The following is an 18,459-nucleotide window of genomic DNA, read 5'->3' on the forward strand; positions in this document are numbered from 1 at the left end:
CAACTCGCTTAGGTGCTGTTTATCAACAAGATGATTACACGGGAATCTCCAGAAACGACGATCGGTACACTCTATCTTTTGGTATCGATTATCAGATCAAACGTTGGATACAGCTGCAAGCCGATTGGCAATACCAAGATAAAAACTCTAGCCGATCGGATTATAGCTTCGAACAAAATATTTGGACTTTAAGCGCACAGTTTTCTCTGTAAAAAGGATTATTAATGAAGGCATTCATCAAATTCATGAGTGTAGCGTTGTTGCTATTTAGCACTTTGGTCAACGCTGACTCAAACGAGGAAGATTACTTACTCGATACTGGCGATACCATTTCCGTGCAGGTCTATGGTGAAGAAGATCTTACGATTAAAAATATTCTAATAACGTCAGATGGCTACTTTGATTACCCCTACCTTGGCCGAATTAAAGCAATCAAAAAAACACCAAAACAACTCAAGTACGAAATAGAAACGGGCTTAAAAGGCGATTATCTCATCAATCCAAAAGTGATGGTCACCATCAATAATTTTCGTCTGTTTTACGTTAATGGCGAAGTCCGGAAACCAGGTGGATTTGAGTACCGTCCAGGGTTAACCATAGAGAAGGCCATCGCTCTAGCAGGCGGCTTGACCGACAGAGCCTCACGCAAAGGCATTAACCTCACCAAGCATAAAACAGGTCAAACGATGGAAGGGGTCAGTATGCACCGCAACGTTGAACCTGGTGACATTGTATTTATTGACCAGAGCTTCTTTTAAGTGACAGGGAATCAAATGAACGGGACTCATCCAAATAATCTCCAGATGAACAAAGTAGAACTGATTCGTTTTGGCCATCACTTCAAAGCGATTAAAAAGAATTGGCTAAGCATCGCAGCATTCACGCTTCTGTTCTCATTAACTTGTACTTGGTATATCTACTCCAAAGCATCGATATACCAAGCTACAGCTACGCTACTCATCCAAGAGGAGCAAAAAAGCGCCCTTTCAATCGAGGAAGTATATGGCGTCGACACGACAAAAAAAGAGTACTTTCAAACGCAAATCGCCATTTTAAAATCGAATCATATTGCAGATAAGGTCATTAGAGAGCTGAACCTCACCCAATTACCTGAGTTCACAAGCTCAGGGGGGTTAAATAAAAAAATCGACCAAATAAAGTCGATTCCTTTTGTTCAAGACCTACTGAATGTGGCACCAAGCCCAAAAGAAACCGCCCAGTTTTCAGAGTCGTATTATCAGGCACTTCAAGCTTTCAGAAGTAAACTCGATATTGAGCCAGTACGTAACACCCAATTAGTCAGAATTCGCTTTCGTTCTACCGATCCTAAGCTTGCGACGACAATCGCCAACGCGGTCGGCCAAGCCTACATTGACGCAAATTTTGAAGCCAAATTGGTCGTTACACAAAATGCGGCTACTTGGTTGACAAATAACTCTCAAAAATTGGAGGAGCGATTACGTAACTCGGAGCAAGCGCTGCAAGAATTCTTGTTAAAAGAAGGGTTGATCGATATAAATGGTATTGATGAAATTTACGCAAATGAGCTAGAAGAACTCACTCGCAAGCTGAATATCGCTATTAATAAGCGTATTGAAGCGCAGACGTTAATCCAACTGTTACGACGTAAATCTTCGCAAAGTTTAGACAGCTTGTTGTCAATTGATGAATTCGCTAATCAAGCGCAAATCCGCGATCTAAAATTGTCGGAAGCACAGGCAGCCAAAAATCTCTCTGAACTGGCACAGCGCTACGGACCTAAGCATGATCGAATGATTCAGGCGAAAGCACAGCTTGCTGAAATTCAATCAAGAACCCAGCAACTCATCCGTGACATTTCCTTCAGTAAGCAACAAGACCTTCTTGCTGCAAAAGCGCAAGAGGACATGCTTCGAGCAGAACTCGATAACAAAAAGTCAGACTTCCAATCGTTAGGGTCACAAAAAGCGCGTTACGAACAGTTAAAACGCGAGGTTGAATCCAATAAGGCACTCTATGAAGCGTTCTTAAATCGTGAGAAAGAGACCAACGCCACCAGCGACTACAAGAATGTCACGGCTCGCTTTACTGATAAAGCCATCATTCCTCTATTCCCGGTGGCACCACAACGAATCAAACTGGTACTGATTGCCACCTTTTTTGGCTTTGCCATTGCTTGCGCTCTAGTCATCATCTTAGAAACGATGCGAGAAGTTATCCGAAGCACAGCCGATGTGCAGGAAAAACTTGGTGTTACGTGTTTAGGTGTGATTCCTATGGTCAAAAAACGCAATTTGCGTAAAAACGGCGTCAGTTATACCGCGTATTTAGATGATGAAGAAAAGCTATTTAGTGAAGCTTGCCGCTCCGTCAGAACCTCGCTTCTGCTCAGATTAACCAACACGAAGCAAAAGATATTGCCCTTTACCTCTGCTATTCCAGAAGAAGGAAAAACATCGACCAGTATCAATATGGCGGTGTCGTTTTCAAAAATGGAAAAGGTGTTGATCATCGACTGCGATTTACGTCGACCTTCCATCGCAAAGCGATTCGGTATTGCTGAATCAAGCCCTGGCTTAACGCATATCCTGACGATGGATACGCCAATCAAAGATTGTATTACACATATAAAAGAAGCCAACTTAGATGTATTACCGGCCGGCCTAATTCCGCCAAACCCACAGGAATTACTGGCTTCTGATCGCTTTAAAAAGTTGCTCGAACATTTTCAAAATAAGTATGACCGGATCATTATCGATACACCGCCCCTACTGTCAGTGAGTGACGCACTTATTCTTGGTCAGTATGCCAATGGTCTGATTACCGTCATTCGCTCAGAATCAACAAAATCATCACTGGTTAACCTTGCGTTATCTAAACAAATACAACACTCAGTTCCATCTCTTGGCGTCTTAATCACACAAGCCAAGGCCAAGGAAGGAGAGACGCTTTATGTCCAGAAATACGCCTACTAACGTAAACCTATCTTGGTACCAAACCTTGAAAAGCCAAGAACAACCGGTATTGATCTATCAAATGGGCAAAGTAGGTTCGAGTGCATTAGAGCATTCCATTCCTAACTCGATTCACTTGCACGACCTTATGACTGTCGATGCGCAAAAACAAATATCCCCTGTTAGAGCGCAATTGCATAAGCCTCAGATCAATGCGTTAAAGCGACGACTAAAGCGCATAACAATGAGCCAAATGTTAAAGCGCAAGAAAAAAGTTCGAATCATCTCGCTGGTGCGTGAACCGATCGGACGAAATGTCTCAATGTTCTTTCAAGCACTTCCTTTTTGGATGGCGGACAAATATCTAAAGGATGACAGCGCAATACGTACCGAACGACCGCAATTACTCCAAGAAGCATTTGATAAGCACATGAATCATCAATATGCGCTGCAGTGGTTTGACAACGAGATCAAACAACTAACAGGGATTGATGTGTTTAACGAGTCTTTTAATCACGAAGTAGGCTATCAAACATACCATAACAATAACTTCTCACTGTTGGTCATTCGAAGTGACAAGCTAACGCAGGCTAACTCCGCAGTTGAAGACTTTTTAGGTTACCCCGTGGATGTTGTTTATGAAAATCAATCAGACAACAAATGGTACTCGCCACTAATGAAAGAATTCAAAACGCAATTTCAACCTACACCCGAGTACGTTGAAGAAATGCTGAATTCTAAATTGACGAAGCACTTTTTCTCAAATGCAGAAATCACCGACCTTAAACAGCAATATCTGACCAATTAATCATGAAAACCAAGATTCTACATATTATCAATGATCTTTCTCAGAACGGCGGTGCTCAGAAGTTCTTAGTCGACCTTGTTTTAGAACATAAGCCTGAATACGAAATCAAAATTTTGGTCTTGTGTGATGAAAATGATTACTTACCAATGCTATCCGCCCAAGGCATAGAGTGTTTTAACTGGCGCACATTGCCATTGAGTGAGAAATTCTCTTTGCTGCGTTGGCCGGATGTCGTTCACGGGCACCTCTACCCTTCCATTTACCTAGCGCTATTGGCGGTAGGTAAAAAACGAATCCAGACTGAGCACTGTTCTTATAACCGTCGACGTGACTATCCGCTGTTTAAGTTCATGGAATACGTCTTATATTGGGGCCACGACTTGACAGTCAGTATTAGTGAAAAAGTACAAGATGAACTGGTGAAGTTCATGCCTCGCTATCAACATAAATATCACGTGGTGCACAATGGCGTTGATTTAAAAAGGTTTTCTATGACGCCAAGATTCGCCAGCCACCTAATCGACAAACCAGTTATCAAGATTGGAATGGTGGGCCGACTTCACCAACATAAAGACCATGAAACGCTTATCCAAGCACTTATCCATTTACCAAGACGATACGAACTCCACCTTGCGGGAGATGGAGAAAAAAAATCGTCACTGCAAGCATTGGCAACAAAAATCAACGTCGCGCAACGTGTTCACTTTCATGGCGTAGTTTCAGACGTTCCAGCCTTTTTGAACGACATGGATATTTACGTGCAATCGTCGCACGTCGAAGGCTTTGGTTTGGCGGCGGTTGAGGCGATGGCAGCAGGCTTACCCGTACTATCGTCGGACGTACCTGGTTTGGATGACGTCACCGGACGTGCCGAATATTTATTTCAAGTTGGTAACGCCACTGAACTGAGCCAAAAAGTGCTCCAGCTATGTGAAAGTGTTGAGCGGTACGACGCTGCAAGTCAATACTCAGTCAATAGGGCCTCTCTCTACACCATCGATAAATTTCGTGAAGGTTACTATGGAATCTACCAGCAGCTTTGCGCCAACAAATAGTTCCGCGCCATCGAGCCATCGCGCCTCATTGCTTGCAGCATGCCTATTAGCATTGTTCTTTATTCCAATGAAGTTTCGTGCTGGAGGAATAGCGCTAGCCCCATCTGACATCGCAAGCCTTTTGTCTATTGGTTTTACTGCATTAGTGGTATTGGAAGGAAAAGCTGAAAAACTCATGCATCCCTGTATGGGGTTCCTCGTATTGTTCACTGGGTATGTGTTCATAAATGGTCTGCTAAATCGCGTCCCTTTAATGCCGCTAGTTATAGAAACTGTGCAATGGTTAGCGATTTTGTGCCTACTGAGCCTAATGTACGCCTATGGCGTGTTTGATGACGAACGGGTAATGGTATATTTCACGTATCTGTTGTTTTTCATCTGTACGCTCGTTGCCTTATGGCACTTTGCTCAGGGCTATCAAAGCGGGTTTAAGTTACTCGGGGTAAGTAAATACGGGTTCGGTGTACTGTGCTCACTACTGTACCTTTATCGAGATAAAATTCGCGCTTTCCACCTTTTGACGCTCGTAGCTTTAGTATTACTGGTGTTGTCACAAGAAAGAAAAGCGCTACTTGGTTTTTGTCTGCTTTTCTTCTTTGACCAACTGCTCGTAAAAAACTTAATGAAAAAATCGCTCAGCGAAACGTACACGTGGGCGATTTTATTAGCCTTGAGCTTCATTGTGTTTACTGCCGTCACAACCACACTCTACGTTGGGTTTGAAACTCTAGCAGACACATTGGAAATAACCCAAGAAGACGTCTTATTTGCCAACCAAAGTGAAGCCCGCTGGGTATCGAATCTTCATAGAAAACTTTTACTTGCCAATGGGCTAGATATTTTACTTCAACACCCAGTGTTAGGTGTCGGCGCGAAAATGTTACCCAACTTTATGATCAATTACTTTAACTATGATGAGCTGGCGATCTACACCCACAACTTTGTGTTAGATACCGCAATTGAATACGGATTGCTTGGTATTGGTCTGCTGTTTGGTGGTTATTTTCTTTTTATTCGCTTTTGCTTCCGTAGTCTTAATGAAAACAGAAAAAGCCTATTACTTGCGATATACGCCCTCATCATGGTGTTTTTCGTTGCGGTAAACACCACCATAATTTTAATACTCTTGTTACCCGTCATGATCAGCATGAGCAACGACTCAAGGGCCATTGCTCATACTTTTCCGGTAAACCATCTCCACGAATATGAATAATCAAGGATAGGATAGGATAGATGAAGTATTCAATCTCTCGACAATTTGAAAAGAACCGAGAACTCCAAGCTGATAATTTTGTTTTAGTTTACCAAATGGGCAAAGTTGGCTCCTCATCAATTGAGCACACGCTAGGGGAGAAAAATATCCCGAGCTATCACATCCACACCTTTGATGATCACGAAGAATTTCACATGTATCACAATAAAAAAGACGTGAGTAAATTCTTCGACTTCCGAAACCGCGCACTCTATCGCTTAGTGCTCAAGCAGCGAAAACGTATCTTACAAAAACGCGAGCAGATTAAAATCGTTACTCTGGTCCGCGATCCAATCGCAACTGTCTTTTCTCGCTTCTTTCAAGATCTCCATTTGCAATTTATCGAAGGCAAAAAGAACGATGCAATTCACCGAGATATGGAAGTCACGTATCAGCACCTCGAGCATTGTTTTGATAACTATATCAATCTCAACTATTTTGCGGACTGGTTCGACAACGAGTTAAAGCGTAATTTCAATATCGATGTGATGCGCCAAGAGCTGGACAACACTCAACCTTTCTTCACATTCCAGAACGATCAGGCCAACGTCATGCTAATCAAATGCGAACAGCTCAGTTCTCTTGATAAAGAAATCGGTGAGTTTCTTGAGTTGCAAGACTTCGTGCTGAAAAACAGTAACGAAGCGAAAAACAAGTGGTACTCCAATATCCACCAACACTTTAAGAATCACTACGACTTCTCAAAACTGTTCTATATGTACGATCTTCCCTTGTATCGCCACGTTTATTCAGAGCAAGAGCGTGATGCTTTTAAACACAAATGGATGCAAACACCAGGGACAAAATCATCATGAAGAAAGTACTCCATGTTACAGAAGCGTTTGGAGGTGGCGTTCAAACCGCCCTCTATAGTTATGTTCACTCATCCAGAGACGAGCCTTACCAGCATTTCTTGCTAGCCAGAGCCCGAGAAAACGACTTGACCAATGAGAACAACCACCACATTTTCGTACAGACAAAGTGGGTAGAAGGCGGCTTGCTTCAATTTATTCGCGATGCAAACCACATGATTGCATCACTTGGTCCCGACGTCGTGCATTTGCACTCGAGTAAAGCAGGATTTCTCGGCCGATTTCTAAAGCTTGGCAAGGCACGCTTGGTTTACACACCGCACTGTTATGCCTTCGAACGTGAAGATATCTCAGAGCTTGCACGCCAGATCTATAAAGCACTAGAGAAAGTAAAACTGAGCAAAATTGATGTGGTTGCAGGCTGTAGCCAACGAGAGTGTGACCTAGCCATTAGCATTGGTGCGAAACGTGCCGAACTGCTCAATAACTACGTGTCTTATCAAAGTGAAGATCGTATAGAGCGAAACAAGCAAGAAGCGCTGAAGCTCGTTGTACTTGGTCGTGTCGCGCCCCAAAAAGATCCTCAGTTTCTTATCAGCACATTGCAGTTCCTTAATCGGTATGCGCTTAACCGCCCGATAGAGATCACATGGATAGGTGGCGGTGACCAAGTACTCGAACAGAAATTACGTACTGAAAATGTGGATGTAACGGGCATGCTGCCTCGCGATGAGGTAGTTGAAAAGCTCAAGGGTTCAGACCTTTATCTACATACTGCAGCATGGGAAGGGATGCCGTTAACCATTCTAGAAGCATCCAAGTTACATCTTCCTATGGTTATTCGGACCATCGGCGCAACCAAAGATCTCAACTACCCGTTTTTAGCGCTCACACCTGAAAAAATGGCCAAGCAGATCGCGCATTGTGTCAATCATTATGAAGAGATCGATTTTCGCCAGTATACAGCAGAATTAAACGATGCCTTCAGTGAAGAAAAGCAGCGCCTCGCACTCAATAAACTTTACGGTTAAATGCCCCTATGTTTCACACTGTTCAACAAAAATTACTGTTGATGCCCAGCGGTAAAAAAAGCTTGTTATCTACCGGATTAAAAACCGCAATCACGCGTGTGTTGAGTGCGCTATTTGCTTTTTTACTGACTCTGATTGTATCGAAGACCAGTGACGCTTCGACGGCCGGTCAATTTTTCTTTTTATTCAACCTAGTCTCGCTACTCGCTATCGTTTCTCAGCTAGGTTTTGATGTTTCGTTAGTTCGTTACAATGCGATCGCTTTTAATAACAAAGAGAAGCTTGAACAAAGCCAAAACTATAAAACCGCACTTTATCGAAGTATGGCATTTTGCCTGCTCGCCATTGGCGTTTTGTTGGCAGGATTTAATCTGTTTCCAGAGCAGCTAAACCAGACTCAATCACCAATGTATGCGATTATTTTATGCTTGCTTTGCATACCTTTCTTGGTGCTTGCGCAAACCAACAGTCGGGTGCTTCAAGCATGTAGAAAAGTTGTATCATCTCTGTTTGCGTTGCAGCTTGGGGTAAGCATGTTGATGGTCATTTTTGTCTTTGCCCTAGACTATATCGGTCAGCAAAATATCAACAATCTAATGACTGCACTGCTTTTAGCGAGCATAGGTGTCGCGGTCATATCTAGTGCCAATTGGCTTGGCTCAGATCAATATCAAACATCGGCTTTCGTACCAAACAAAAAAATGGTCGCTTCTGCCAAGCAAGTCTGGGTTGGCAGTATCTTCACGAATGTTCTTCAGTGGGGAAGCCTTGTTATTGCGGGCTTTTTTATCTCAACAGCGGAACTCGGTTTGTTAGCCGCAGCCCAACGCACATCACTACTGATTGGCTTCGTGCTGATTACCATTAACTTTGTGGTCGCCCCGATGTTTGCGTCTCTCTACAAAGAGCGCCAAATGCGCAAACTGCAGAATCTGAGCCGCTTGGCGTGCCGAGCCAATGTTGGTTTAGCGATTGTACCCGTAATTATTTGCACCCTCTTCCCCGAGTTTGTAATGCAACTTTTTGGTGGGGAGTTTCTCGCCGCGGCACCACTATTAGTCGTCCTTTCTCTGGGGCAGTTAGTCAATGTTGCGACTGGTTCAGTAGGTTTTTTATTATTAATGAGCGGTCATGAGAGAACCATGAAATACATTACAATTTCCTCAGGTATGGTGTCTATCTGCCTACTTGTTACGCTTTGCCAAATGTTTGGGGTGATTGGTGCAGCGTGGGCAATGGCAATTGGCATGGCTATCCAGAATTTAGCAGCACTGTATTTTGTAAAACGTTACTTAGGCTTCTTTCCAATAGGTTAATTATGGCTTTAATACTGGCACGCACGAGTTTTGTTTTAGTCCTGACGCTAACCGCTTCACTCTCTCTGTGGAAAAGCTCTGACTTACACCATACTGCTTACCTGCAAATGGAAACCTACTTAGGCGGTTCGAGTACGCTTCACTTTACTTTCAGTTTATTGATCGGCTTTTTATCGGTCTTCACGTTCCCTTCTCTGGTGAGCTCGAATAAAACCGACGTTTTTGGAATTCGTCTTTTGCTACTGCTGTTAGCTATCGTTTCAATGGAAGAAATAAGCCAACTTTTCATTCCAAATCGATCATTTAGTTTTGATGATCTCAGCACCAACTGGATAGGCGTTATCTCAGGTTACTTTAGTGCCAAGTTAATTCGCTTCATCCGCACTCGATCGTTCTAGTAATACAGGAATCTCTGGGGGATTTGGGTATATAATTACGCCAAACAACCAGACTAACGAGTACATCATGCCATCTCATCCAACCAAGATTACTTTTTTTGAATTCTTAACCCCGTTGATCACGTCAGGCAAAAAGACGATAACGATTCGAGATGAATCAGAAAGCCATTACGTTCCCAATACAGAAGTCGAAGTTTTTACCTTAGAAACGGATCGTAAAGTCTGCGATATCAAGATACGTTCTGTAGAACCACTTCACTTTGAAGATATTAATGAGTTTCATGCAGAACAAGAAGCCATCGAACTACCAAAACTCAAGCAGTTAATTCGAGAAATCTACCCAAATACCGACACGCTATTTGTTATTGAGTATGAGCTGATTAAATAACCCACAACAAAGGCTAGACGACTGGTCTAATTCATTCTATAGTACACTTCATGAACGCAAAGACGAATGACACACGCCAACATATTCTCGACGTCGGATACGAGTTGATCGTAAACCGAGGGTTCACGAGTGTTGGTCTTTCAGAGCTATTAAAAAAGGCCGCAGTGCCAAAAGGCTCGTTTTATCATTACTTCAAGTCCAAAGAACAATTTGGTGAAGCGATGATTCAAGACTACTTTACTAAGTATTTTGAGCGTTTAAACGCACGCTTTACCAATACTGAACTGAGTGGCTACCAACGCCTAATGAGCTATTTCGAAGAAATGGTCAAAGTAGAAGACGACGTGTGTAATGCGAACAAATGTTTATTGGTTAAGTTAAGTGCAGAAGTCTCCGATCTCTCTGAGTCAATGCGCTTGGCATTACGCCAAGGAGCAGACAAAACCATTCAAGCGATAGCGGATTGCATTGACATCGGCATTAAAGATGGCTCAATCCCCAATGGTGACAGTGCGTTATTAGCAAGGCAGATATACTACCTTTGGAATGGCGCTAGCTTGCTGAACAAACTTTATCAAGATCAGGCAGCATTGACGCAAAGTCTGACCTATACTCAACACTTACTGCAGAATACGCGCACTTGCCCATAACGGGCGGCGTGGAAGCAGAATGAACACCCTACACACGTTTCACTGTCAGAAAAAGCGTCAGTGTTAACACAGTAAACCTTCCCGCTTTACATAAGCGGGATATTTTGAAACAAATACTAGACGACCGGTCTAATCAACAAGTGAGATAGATATGACTAACGCAACAAATCGCAGAATCGTACTCGCGTCACGTCCCCATGGTGCACCGACACAAGAAAACTTTCGTTTAGAAGAGGTAACGAAACCGACTCCGAAAGAGGGTGAAATGCTATTGAGAACGGTTTATTTATCTCTAGATCCATACATGCGTGGTCGCATGAGTGATGCCGAATCATACGCTGACCCTGTTGCAATTGATGACGTAATGGTCGGTGGTACAGTTTGTCAGGTAGAAGCATCAAACCACCCAGATTACGAAGCAGGTGAATGGGTTCTTGCCTACACTGTTGGCTGGCAAGACTACGCTATCTCAACTGGTGAGATGGTCATTAAACTTGGTAAAGAACCGCAAAATCCTTCTTACGCGCTAGGTGTTGCAGGAATGCCTGGCTTTACCGCGTACATGGGTTTACTCGACATTGGTCAGCCAAAACCAGGGGAAACCATCGTGGTAGCAGCTGCTACGGGGCCTGTAGGCGCAACAGTTGGTCAAATTGGTAAAATCAAAGGTTGCCGAGTTGTTGGTATAGCAGGCGGAGAAGAAAAATGCCGTTACGCTAAAGAGGTGCTTGGCTTCGATGAGTGTATTGATCACAAAGCTGAAGACTTTGCAGAACAACTGAGAAATGCCTGTGACAAAGGTATCGATGTTTACTTCGAAAACGTAGGTGGCAAAGTATTCGAGGCTGTAATGCCACTTCTGAATACAAACGCGCGTATCCCACTTTGTGGTTTGATTTCTCAGTACAACGCGACAGAGCTGCCTGAAGGTACCGACCACCTTCCATTACTAATGGGTAAGCTCCTGACCAAACGAATCAAGGTGCAAGGCTTCATCATTTTTGATGATTACGGACATCGTTACGGTGAATTTGCGCAAGATATTAATCAATGGTTGGCAGAAGGAAAGATCCAATACCGCGAACATCTAGTACAAGGACTGGATAATGCGCCAGAAGCATTCATCGGTCTGTTGGAAGGTAAGAATTTCGGCAAACTTGTAGTACAGATTAACGACCCATTATAAAAAGGGATATGTAAATGATTAAACTTCACCACCTCAATCAGTCTCGTTCAAAGCGCATCATTTGGTTACTTGAAGAGCTAGATGTAAATTACGAAATTGTACCCTATGTCCGTGATTCCGTGACCTTCATGGCACCGCCAGAACTAAAAAGTGTTCACCCATTAGGAAAGTCACCTGTTCTTGAAGATAACGGCGAGATTATCATTGAGTCAGGTGCAATGACCGAATATTTGATTGAGAAATACAGTGACGGAGCCTTTGCTCCTGAGCGCGGTACAAAAGCACACACAGAATATTTGCAATGGATGCACTTTGCAGAAAGCTCTGCAATTTTACCTATGCTGCTAAAAATCTTCGTAAGTAAAGAGCCAAATGAAACTCAGTTTTTATCAGGCTATGCCGACAAGGAAGCAATGAATGTACTAGGCTACTTCGAGCAATCCTTAGAAGGCAAAACTTACCTAGTAGAAGAGCGTCTGACTGGCGCTGACATCATGATGTCTTTCATTGTCGAATTGGTTCAAAAGTTTGGTTTAGTTAATCACTTCCCTAATATTGAACGTTATGGGAAACAGCTCGCGACACACCCAGCATTTGCAAAAGCTGAACAACTTGAAGTGAAGTACTCTTAATTACTTCCCCCCTTTCGCCCCTTTGATGACACGTAAAACTTCATTTAAGGGGCGATATTACTAGCATCGCAGACACGCTAACTGGATAGCGCTCCCCCCAGTCAATCGCTTTCGAGAACGCCGATTGTTATGTCAATCAAGCTAATGTAGTAAATTTCTGATTCTAATATAGTTTCGACCATAGTCACCATCTATTGAATTGATAAGCAATATCAGTTTTCTCCCCCAGCTTTTCCGTAATAACCTCCTCTACAGTTTCTAAGGTATTGAACCCTGGAGGGGGAAGAAAAATGACAAACAAGAAATTGACTACAGCAGCAGGCTGCCCTGTCGCACATAACCAAAACGTTATGACTGCAGGTCCTCGTGGCCCTCAACTATTACAAGACGTTTGGTTCCTTGAAAAATTGGCACACTTTGACCGCGAAGTGATCCCTGAGCGTCGTATGCACGCAAAAGGTTCTGGTGCTTACGGTACGTTCACAGTAACGCACGACATCACAAAATACACTCGCGCTAAGATCTTCTCTGACATCGGCAAAAAAACAGAACTATTCGCTCGCTTCACTACTGTAGCTGGTGAGCGCGGTGCAGCAGACGCAGAACGTGACATCCGTGGTTTCGCACTAAAATTCTATACTGAAGAAGGTAACTGGGACTTGGTTGGTAACAACACACCAGTATTCTTCCTACGTGACCCACTAAAATTCCCAGACCTAAACCACGCAGTAAAACGCGACCCTCGCACTAACATGCGTAGCTCTACCAACAACTGGGATTTCTGGACATCACTACCAGAAGCATTCCACCAAGTGACTATCGTAATGAGTGACCGTGGTATCCCAGCTTCTTACCGTCATATGCATGGGTTTGGTAGCCACACATTCAGCTTCATCAACTCAGAAAACGAGCGTTACTGGGTGAAATTCCACTTCAAAACTCAGCAAGGCATCAAGAACCTGACTGACCAAGAAGCAGAAGCGATCGTAGGTAAAGACCGCGAAAGCCATCACCGTGACCTTTACGAAGCGATTGAGCGCCAAGACTTCCCTAAATGGAAGATGTACGTACAGATCATGCCTGAGCTAGAAGCGGATGAAGTCAACTTCAACCCATTCGACCTAACACGTGTATGGTCTCAAAAAGATTACCCACTGATCCCAGTTGGTGAGTTCGAACTGAACCGTAACCCAGAAAACTTCTACGCAGAAGTTGAGCAATCAGCGTTCAACCCAGCTGCAGTCGTACCTGGTATCGGCTTCTCTCCAGATAAAATGCTACAAGGTCGTCTGTTCGCTTACGGCGATGCTCAGCGTTACCGTCTAGGTGTGAACCATCATCAAATCCCAGTGAACGCACCTCGTTGCCCTGTTCACAGCTACCACCGTGATGGCGCAATGCGCGTTGATGGCAACTTTGGTTCAACACTGGGTTACGAGCCAAACTACAAACAAGAATGGGCAGAGCAACCAGATTACTCTGAGCCACCTCTACGCATCAATGGCAACGCTGATCACTACGATCATCGTGTAGACGAAGACTACTTCAGCCAAGCGGGTGACCTATTCCGTCTGATGAGCGAAGAGCAACGTCAAACTCTGTTCGATAACACAGCTCGCGCAATGGACGGTGTGCCAGAGTTCATCCAACAGCGCCACGTTCAACACGCATACCAAGCGGACGAAGCGTACGGCAAAGGTCTTGAAATTGCACTAGGCTTAAACAAGTAAGCGAACGCTGCAATCATTACACTGCGTGATTTAAAGACGAAAAAGGAGGTACTCTACAGCACCTCCTGATTTCAAATCACTAATCCTTAATCACAAGTCACAAAACATGCTCAAGGTGATTCATTATGATTAACTTAGATTTCTTTAAGCTCTTTGATACCAAAGAACTGTTTATCTATTACTGATTCATCAACTACTGATTTTTAGCGACCGCTTTGATCAGTACTGATGTATCCATGCGACCTAAACCATCACGTTGAAGGTCTGCGTATTGCTCATCCACTTTCTTAGTCAGTGGAAGTTCTAGACCCACTCGCTCAGCTTCTTGCAGACAGAAACCTAAGTCTTTGCGCATCCAATCAATAGCGAAGCCAAAATCGAACTTGTCTTCAGCCATCGTATTTGCGCGGTTTTCCATCTGCCAAGAACCTGCAGCGCCATGCTTAAGTGTTTCTACAACTTGAGCGATGTCCAAGCCTGATTTTTGTGCCAGCAACAAAGCTTCACTCAGCCCTTGTAAAACGCCACCAATACAGATTTGGTTTACCATCTTACAGCGTTGACCCTGACCGTTTTCACCCAGTAGTGTCATCTGCTTCGCGTACACATCCATCGCCGGAGACACACGGTCAAAAATGCTTTGTTCACCACCACACATGATGGTTAGAACACCATTTTCTGCGCCCGCTTGACCACCAGAAACTGGCGCATCAATAAAGTGATTACCGTACTTAACACACGCTTCAGCCAGCTCAACCGCTAGGTCTGCAGAAGTTGTCGTGTGATCGACTAGCACTGCGTCCGCTTTCAAGCCGACCAGAATGCCCTCTTCACCGTAAACAACGCTACGAACGTCATCATCATTACCCACACAGGTAAAAACGATGTCACAGCCTTCCGCCGCTTCACGTGGTGTTTCACAAGCTACGCCTTGGTATTCTTCAGCCCATTTGTCGGCTTTCGCTTTTGTGCGGTTGTATACTTTGGTTTCAAAGCCCGCTTTACTTAGGTAACCAGCCATTGGGTATCCCATCACACCCAGACCAATAAATGCTACTCGTTGTTTTTCCATTGCACGCTTCCCTTAGTTCACCTGACTGAAATGTTTCGTAACATGCTACTAAAGAATTGAAATCATTACTCGTGATTTCTCTTTCCACGGTCTCGATGATCCAGTATTTCAGTTCGTTTATTGCGCCTTCTACACCCCTTTACTTGACGATTAGCATAACAGTCAAAGCACTTAAAAAGGTTTACTACTGCTTAGCGTGGAACATCGCTTGCCCACTCTTATCTTTGTTCGACCAGAAATTGATGTTGAACTGAGCATCATCGCTCATCTCAATACGGTGCCAGTACTGCGGTGGGCTTGTAGCAAACTGGCCTGCATTAATCACCACCACCACTTCTGCTTCTGTGGCATTTTCATCAGCAAAGCCGTAGTAAGTCACTTGCCCTTCCATGACGCACAGCTGTCCAAACACTCCCTCAGCGGTATTATGATGAGTCAGTAGCGCTGGTGGCACATTGTCTTTAGTGAAGAAAGGCGTTGAACGTTGAACAGTCCAGTCTTTAGGAATTCTTAGATGCGACATAATGATACCCTCTCTAATTACAATTCTTTTCGTTAAAATCGGTTAAGCCTGAGCGGCTTGAGACAACTCTCGGAGTAGTGGAAATGCTTGCGTAACTTGTTCTCCCGTCACGACGAAGCCCATGAGTCGGCTATTTTCATCTTCTGCTTTCGCGGCAATGCCAGTTTGAGAAATCTGCACGCTCCAGTTCGTCACCGAACTAAAATCGCCTGCCAATTGAATTGGGTAGCTCGGCGTTTTGACCTTTACCATCATAGGCGGTAGTTTCAACTCTGCTTCTTGCCCCAGTAGTTGTTTGCCCAAAGCATTGGCACTTAGCACGATCGGTTGGAGGTACGGCATCATTCGACCTTGGATCTCAGCACAATCGCCTAATGCAAATACATTGGCTGCTGATGTCTGTAATCGGGCATCTACCTCGATGCCTTTATTGACACTCACCCCACAAGCCTTCGCTAACCAAGTGTTTGCACGTAAACCCGCCGCTGAAATCACTACATCGGCTTCGATTTCCTTACCTTTGCTCAAGCTTGCCACCAGCGAATCTTCCGAGTGATTGATCGCGACAACTCCAGTCTCCAAAGCAAGTTGAATACCTTGCTGCTTAAGTTGATTCTCCAGCGGTAATGCAACAAATTCAGGAATCAAGTTAGCGAGCAAACGGGGATTTGGCTCAACCACCGTAACGGCTTTACCACTGGTTGCGAGATCCATGGCGATCTCGACGCCGATCAAACCACCACCCATTACTAGAATTCGTTTCGCACGGCTAATTTGCTCTTCCGCTAATTGATATTCTTGTAGCGAGTTTAGCGTTATCACCTCAGGTGCTGCATCGCCAGATATTGGTGGCACAAAGGCTTTCGCGCCTGTCGCAAACACCAGTTTGGAATAAGGATAGGTTTGGCCTTTGGCGACCACTTGCTGAGCTTGCACGTCGACATGCTCAACCTTGGTATGGGCGAACAGTTCGATGTTGTGTTCCTGTGCAAACGCCTCACCACTTTTAACTACCAAGTCTCGGGCGGTTTGCTTGTTGCTGAATACATGACTCAAATCGGGCTTGTTGTATTCCGCGCCATCATCAGCAGTAAACACTTGCAGCGGAATATGTGCGTCCATTCGACGCACTGTTTTCACCAATTGGTAAGCCGCAAAGCCGCTACCAATAATCACAATAGGTGCTTGCATATTCGCCCCCTTACCCGTTGTATTCGACAAAGACGTCTTTACCCAAATGGCATTCTGGGCACAAGAAGTAATCTGGCACTTCAGACCATGCCGTGCCCGGTTCAACGCCTTGATTAGGCTCGCCTTTAGCTGGGTCGTATACCCAATTACAAACCGTACAAACCATGCATTGACAATCTGCAGGATGCGCCTCAGTACTAGGGTTGCTAGGAGCAGCATCTACTACCGCCTGTGTTGTCGCTGGCGCAGCGGGTTGTGATTGAACTTGTGGCGCAGACGCAGCAATCGCCGGAGCAAGAACAGGACTTGTCAGATCATGCTTTGCCCACAATTTCGCGATGTTTTGACCATGTTCGCGACATTCACGCATCGCTTTACCATCTGGTCGCCATTTGGTTTTCAAGCTCACTGCGGTTTCAAAACCTGCGTCGGTCAACCGAGCATGGATACGATCCACCGCGCCACCATTCCACCCGTAGCTACCGAATGCAGCGGCTTTCTTCGCCTTAAAGCGCAGACCGGTAATTTCTTCTAGCATGCCTGCGATCTTCGGCATCATGACGTTGTTCATGGTAGACGAACCAACCAAGATGCCTTTTGAGCGGAATACGTTGGCGAGAATTTCATTCTTATCGTGCTTAGAGACATTAAAGACTTTGACCGCCACACTAGGATCGACATCGTGAATGCCTTGCGCGATTGCATCTGCCATCATTCGGGTGTTATTTGACATAGAATCGTAGAAAATCGTAATGCGATCTTCTTGATAATTGTCTGCCCACGCCAAGTATTGCTCGATGATTTGAACCGGATTATCGCGCCATACAATACCGTGTGACGTTGCGATCATGTCGACAGGCAAATTGAAACTCAGCACTTCTTTGATTTTAGCGGTTACCAAGCTGCTGAATGGCGTTAGGATGTTTGAGTAGTAACGCAAACACTGTTCCATCAACTCATTTTGATCCACCTCATCATTGAACAGGCGTTCATCGCAGTAGTGCTGACCAAATGCGTCATTGCTGAATAACACTGCATCGCCAGTTAGGTAAGTCATCATGCTGTCTGGCCAATGCAGCATCGGCGCTTCCACGAAGACCAATTGCTTACCGTTACCAATATCGATGCTGTCGCCCGTTTTTACGGTTTTGAAGTTCCACTCAGGATGGTGGTGATGACCCACAATCGAATCAATCGCCGCTTCTGTACAGTAAATTGGCGTGTTCGGAATCTTCTCCATTAATGCCGACAATGCGCCTGAGTGATCTTCCTCTGCATGGTTAACCACGATAAAGTCGATAGACTTAAGGTCGATTTCCATCTCTAAATTTTGGATGAATTGTTGACTGAATCGATGATCGACCGTATCAATCAATACGGTTTTCTCTTCACGAATTAGATAACTGTTGTAGCTGGTACCTTTTGTCATTTTGTATTCTGTACCGTGGAAGTCTTGAACTTCCCAATCGCGTTGACCTACCC

19 protein-coding genes are annotated in these 18,459 nt (G+C 44.4%); 15 read left to right on the forward strand and 4 right to left on the reverse strand.

The window, feature by feature from the left end:
- From CAG68_RS13230 to CAG68_RS13300, 15 genes are all read left to right on the forward strand, one after another.
- The coding region (locus tag CAG68_RS13230; protein WP_161441252.1) for an outer membrane beta-barrel protein at positions 1 to 212 on the forward strand (212 nt) is incomplete at its 5' end.
- A gap of 12 nt (positions 213 to 224) precedes the next feature.
- Complete coding sequence (locus CAG68_RS13235; RefSeq protein ID WP_005375265.1) at positions 225 to 758, forward strand: polysaccharide biosynthesis/export family protein; 534 nt, start codon at positions 225 to 227, stop codon at positions 756 to 758.
- A 15-nt stretch (positions 759 to 773) separates the two neighbouring features.
- The gene (locus CAG68_RS13240; protein WP_193837292.1) at positions 774 to 2,954 is read left to right on the forward strand and encodes a GumC family protein; all 2,181 of its coding nucleotides are present in this window, start codon (positions 774 to 776) and stop codon (positions 2,952 to 2,954) included.
- Complete coding sequence (locus tag CAG68_RS13245) at positions 2,932 to 3,741, forward strand: putative capsular polysaccharide synthesis family protein (RefSeq protein WP_017635287.1); 810 nt, start codon at positions 2,932 to 2,934, stop codon at positions 3,739 to 3,741. The genes CAG68_RS13240 and CAG68_RS13245 overlap by 23 nt, the downstream gene beginning before the upstream one ends.
- A gap of 2 nt (positions 3,742 to 3,743) precedes the next feature.
- A complete protein-coding gene (locus CAG68_RS13250; protein WP_005375260.1) occupies positions 3,744 to 4,796 on the forward strand; it encodes a glycosyltransferase in 1,053 nt (350 codons plus the stop codon).
- The gene (locus CAG68_RS13255; protein ID WP_161441254.1) at positions 4,762 to 6,009 is read left to right on the forward strand and encodes an O-antigen ligase family protein; all 1,248 of its coding nucleotides are present in this window, start codon (positions 4,762 to 4,764) and stop codon (positions 6,007 to 6,009) included. The genes CAG68_RS13250 and CAG68_RS13255 overlap by 35 nt, the downstream gene beginning before the upstream one ends.
- Positions 6,010 to 6,029: 20 nt before the next feature.
- On the forward strand, positions 6,030 to 6,863 hold the full coding sequence (locus CAG68_RS13260) for a putative capsular polysaccharide synthesis family protein (protein ID WP_005375258.1): 834 nt from the start codon (positions 6,030 to 6,032) through the stop codon (positions 6,861 to 6,863).
- A complete protein-coding gene (locus CAG68_RS13265; protein WP_017635290.1) occupies positions 6,860 to 7,891 on the forward strand; it encodes a glycosyltransferase family 4 protein in 1,032 nt (343 codons plus the stop codon). The genes CAG68_RS13260 and CAG68_RS13265 overlap by 4 nt, the downstream gene beginning before the upstream one ends.
- Positions 7,892 to 7,899: 8 nt before the next feature.
- Positions 7,900 to 9,207, forward strand: coding sequence for an oligosaccharide flippase family protein (locus tag CAG68_RS13270; RefSeq protein ID WP_017635291.1), 1,308 nt, complete (start codon positions 7,900 to 7,902; stop codon positions 9,205 to 9,207).
- Positions 9,208 to 9,209: 2 nt separating this feature from the next.
- The gene (locus tag CAG68_RS13275; RefSeq protein ID WP_017635292.1) at positions 9,210 to 9,605 is read left to right on the forward strand and encodes a VanZ family protein; all 396 of its coding nucleotides are present in this window, start codon (positions 9,210 to 9,212) and stop codon (positions 9,603 to 9,605) included.
- A gap of 67 nt (positions 9,606 to 9,672) precedes the next feature.
- Entirely contained in the window at positions 9,673 to 9,993 is a 321-nt protein-coding gene (gene yqfB / locus CAG68_RS13280) for a N(4)-acetylcytidine aminohydrolase (protein ID WP_005385855.1), read from the forward strand.
- 50 nt (positions 9,994 to 10,043) lie between these two features.
- A complete protein-coding gene (locus CAG68_RS13285) occupies positions 10,044 to 10,643 on the forward strand; it encodes a TetR/AcrR family transcriptional regulator (protein ID WP_017635293.1) in 600 nt (199 codons plus the stop codon).
- Positions 10,644 to 10,794: 151 nt separating this feature from the next.
- Complete coding sequence (locus tag CAG68_RS13290; protein WP_017635294.1) at positions 10,795 to 11,829, forward strand: NADP-dependent oxidoreductase; 1,035 nt, start codon at positions 10,795 to 10,797, stop codon at positions 11,827 to 11,829.
- 14 nt (positions 11,830 to 11,843) lie between these two features.
- Positions 11,844 to 12,461, forward strand: coding sequence for a glutathione S-transferase family protein (locus CAG68_RS13295; protein ID WP_005375238.1), 618 nt, complete (start codon positions 11,844 to 11,846; stop codon positions 12,459 to 12,461).
- A 290-nt stretch (positions 12,462 to 12,751) separates the two neighbouring features.
- Entirely contained in the window at positions 12,752 to 14,191 is a 1,440-nt protein-coding gene (locus tag CAG68_RS13300; protein ID WP_017635295.1) for a catalase, read from the forward strand.
- Between the two features lie 193 nt (positions 14,192 to 14,384).
- Here CAG68_RS13300 and CAG68_RS13305 read toward each other — a convergent pair whose 3' ends face one another.
- The 4 genes from CAG68_RS13305 to norV all read right to left on the reverse strand — a co-directional run.
- Entirely contained in the window at positions 14,385 to 15,263 is an 879-nt protein-coding gene (locus CAG68_RS13305) for an NAD(P)-dependent oxidoreductase (protein WP_017821261.1), read from the reverse strand.
- Between the two features lie 184 nt (positions 15,264 to 15,447).
- Positions 15,448 to 15,786, reverse strand: a complete 339-nt coding sequence (locus CAG68_RS13310) for a DUF1971 domain-containing protein (protein ID WP_005375231.1) — start codon at positions 15,784 to 15,786, stop codon at positions 15,448 to 15,450.
- A 42-nt stretch (positions 15,787 to 15,828) separates the two neighbouring features.
- Positions 15,829 to 16,977, reverse strand: coding sequence for an NADH:flavorubredoxin reductase NorW (gene norW, locus CAG68_RS13315; RefSeq protein WP_161441255.1), 1,149 nt, complete (start codon positions 16,975 to 16,977; stop codon positions 15,829 to 15,831).
- Between the two features lie 10 nt (positions 16,978 to 16,987).
- On the reverse strand, positions 16,988 to 18,459 hold a 1,472-nt coding region (gene norV, locus CAG68_RS13320; RefSeq protein ID WP_161441256.1), incomplete at its 5' end, for an anaerobic nitric oxide reductase flavorubredoxin.

Source organism: Vibrio sp. V42_P2S4T144, assembly GCF_009904715.1.
GTDB classification, from domain to species: domain Bacteria; phylum Pseudomonadota; class Gammaproteobacteria; order Enterobacterales; family Vibrionaceae; genus Vibrio; species Vibrio alginolyticus.

Coding starts and splice junctions, on each gene's coding strand:
- CAG68_RS13235 (WP_005375265.1), top strand. CDS start 225: ATGAAGGCATTCATCAAATTCATGAGTGTAGCGTTGTTGCTATTTAGC.
- CAG68_RS13240 (WP_193837292.1), top strand. CDS start 774: ATGAACGGGACTCATCCAAATAATCTCCAGATGAACAAAGTAGAACTG.
- CAG68_RS13245 (WP_017635287.1), top strand. CDS start 2,932: ATGTCCAGAAATACGCCTACTAACGTAAACCTATCTTGGTACCAAACC.
- CAG68_RS13250 (WP_005375260.1), top strand. CDS start 3,744: ATGAAAACCAAGATTCTACATATTATCAATGATCTTTCTCAGAACGGC.
- CAG68_RS13255 (WP_161441254.1), top strand. CDS start 4,762: ATGGAATCTACCAGCAGCTTTGCGCCAACAAATAGTTCCGCGCCATCG.
- CAG68_RS13260 (WP_005375258.1), top strand. CDS start 6,030: ATGAAGTATTCAATCTCTCGACAATTTGAAAAGAACCGAGAACTCCAA.
- CAG68_RS13265 (WP_017635290.1), top strand. CDS start 6,860: ATGAAGAAAGTACTCCATGTTACAGAAGCGTTTGGAGGTGGCGTTCAA.
- CAG68_RS13270 (WP_017635291.1), top strand. CDS start 7,900: ATGTTTCACACTGTTCAACAAAAATTACTGTTGATGCCCAGCGGTAAA.
- CAG68_RS13275 (WP_017635292.1), top strand. CDS start 9,210: ATGGCTTTAATACTGGCACGCACGAGTTTTGTTTTAGTCCTGACGCTA.
- yqfB (WP_005385855.1), top strand. CDS start 9,673: ATGCCATCTCATCCAACCAAGATTACTTTTTTTGAATTCTTAACCCCG.
- CAG68_RS13285 (WP_017635293.1), top strand. CDS start 10,044: ATGAACGCAAAGACGAATGACACACGCCAACATATTCTCGACGTCGGA.
- CAG68_RS13290 (WP_017635294.1), top strand. CDS start 10,795: ATGACTAACGCAACAAATCGCAGAATCGTACTCGCGTCACGTCCCCAT.
- CAG68_RS13295 (WP_005375238.1), top strand. CDS start 11,844: ATGATTAAACTTCACCACCTCAATCAGTCTCGTTCAAAGCGCATCATT.
- CAG68_RS13300 (WP_017635295.1), top strand. CDS start 12,752: ATGACAAACAAGAAATTGACTACAGCAGCAGGCTGCCCTGTCGCACAT.
- CAG68_RS13305 (WP_017821261.1), bottom strand. CDS start 15,263: ATGGAAAAACAACGAGTAGCATTTATTGGTCTGGGTGTGATGGGATAC.
- CAG68_RS13310 (WP_005375231.1), bottom strand. CDS start 15,786: ATGTCGCATCTAAGAATTCCTAAAGACTGGACTGTTCAACGTTCAACG.
- norW (WP_161441255.1), bottom strand. CDS start 16,977: ATGCAAGCACCTATTGTGATTATTGGTAGCGGCTTTGCGGCTTACCAA.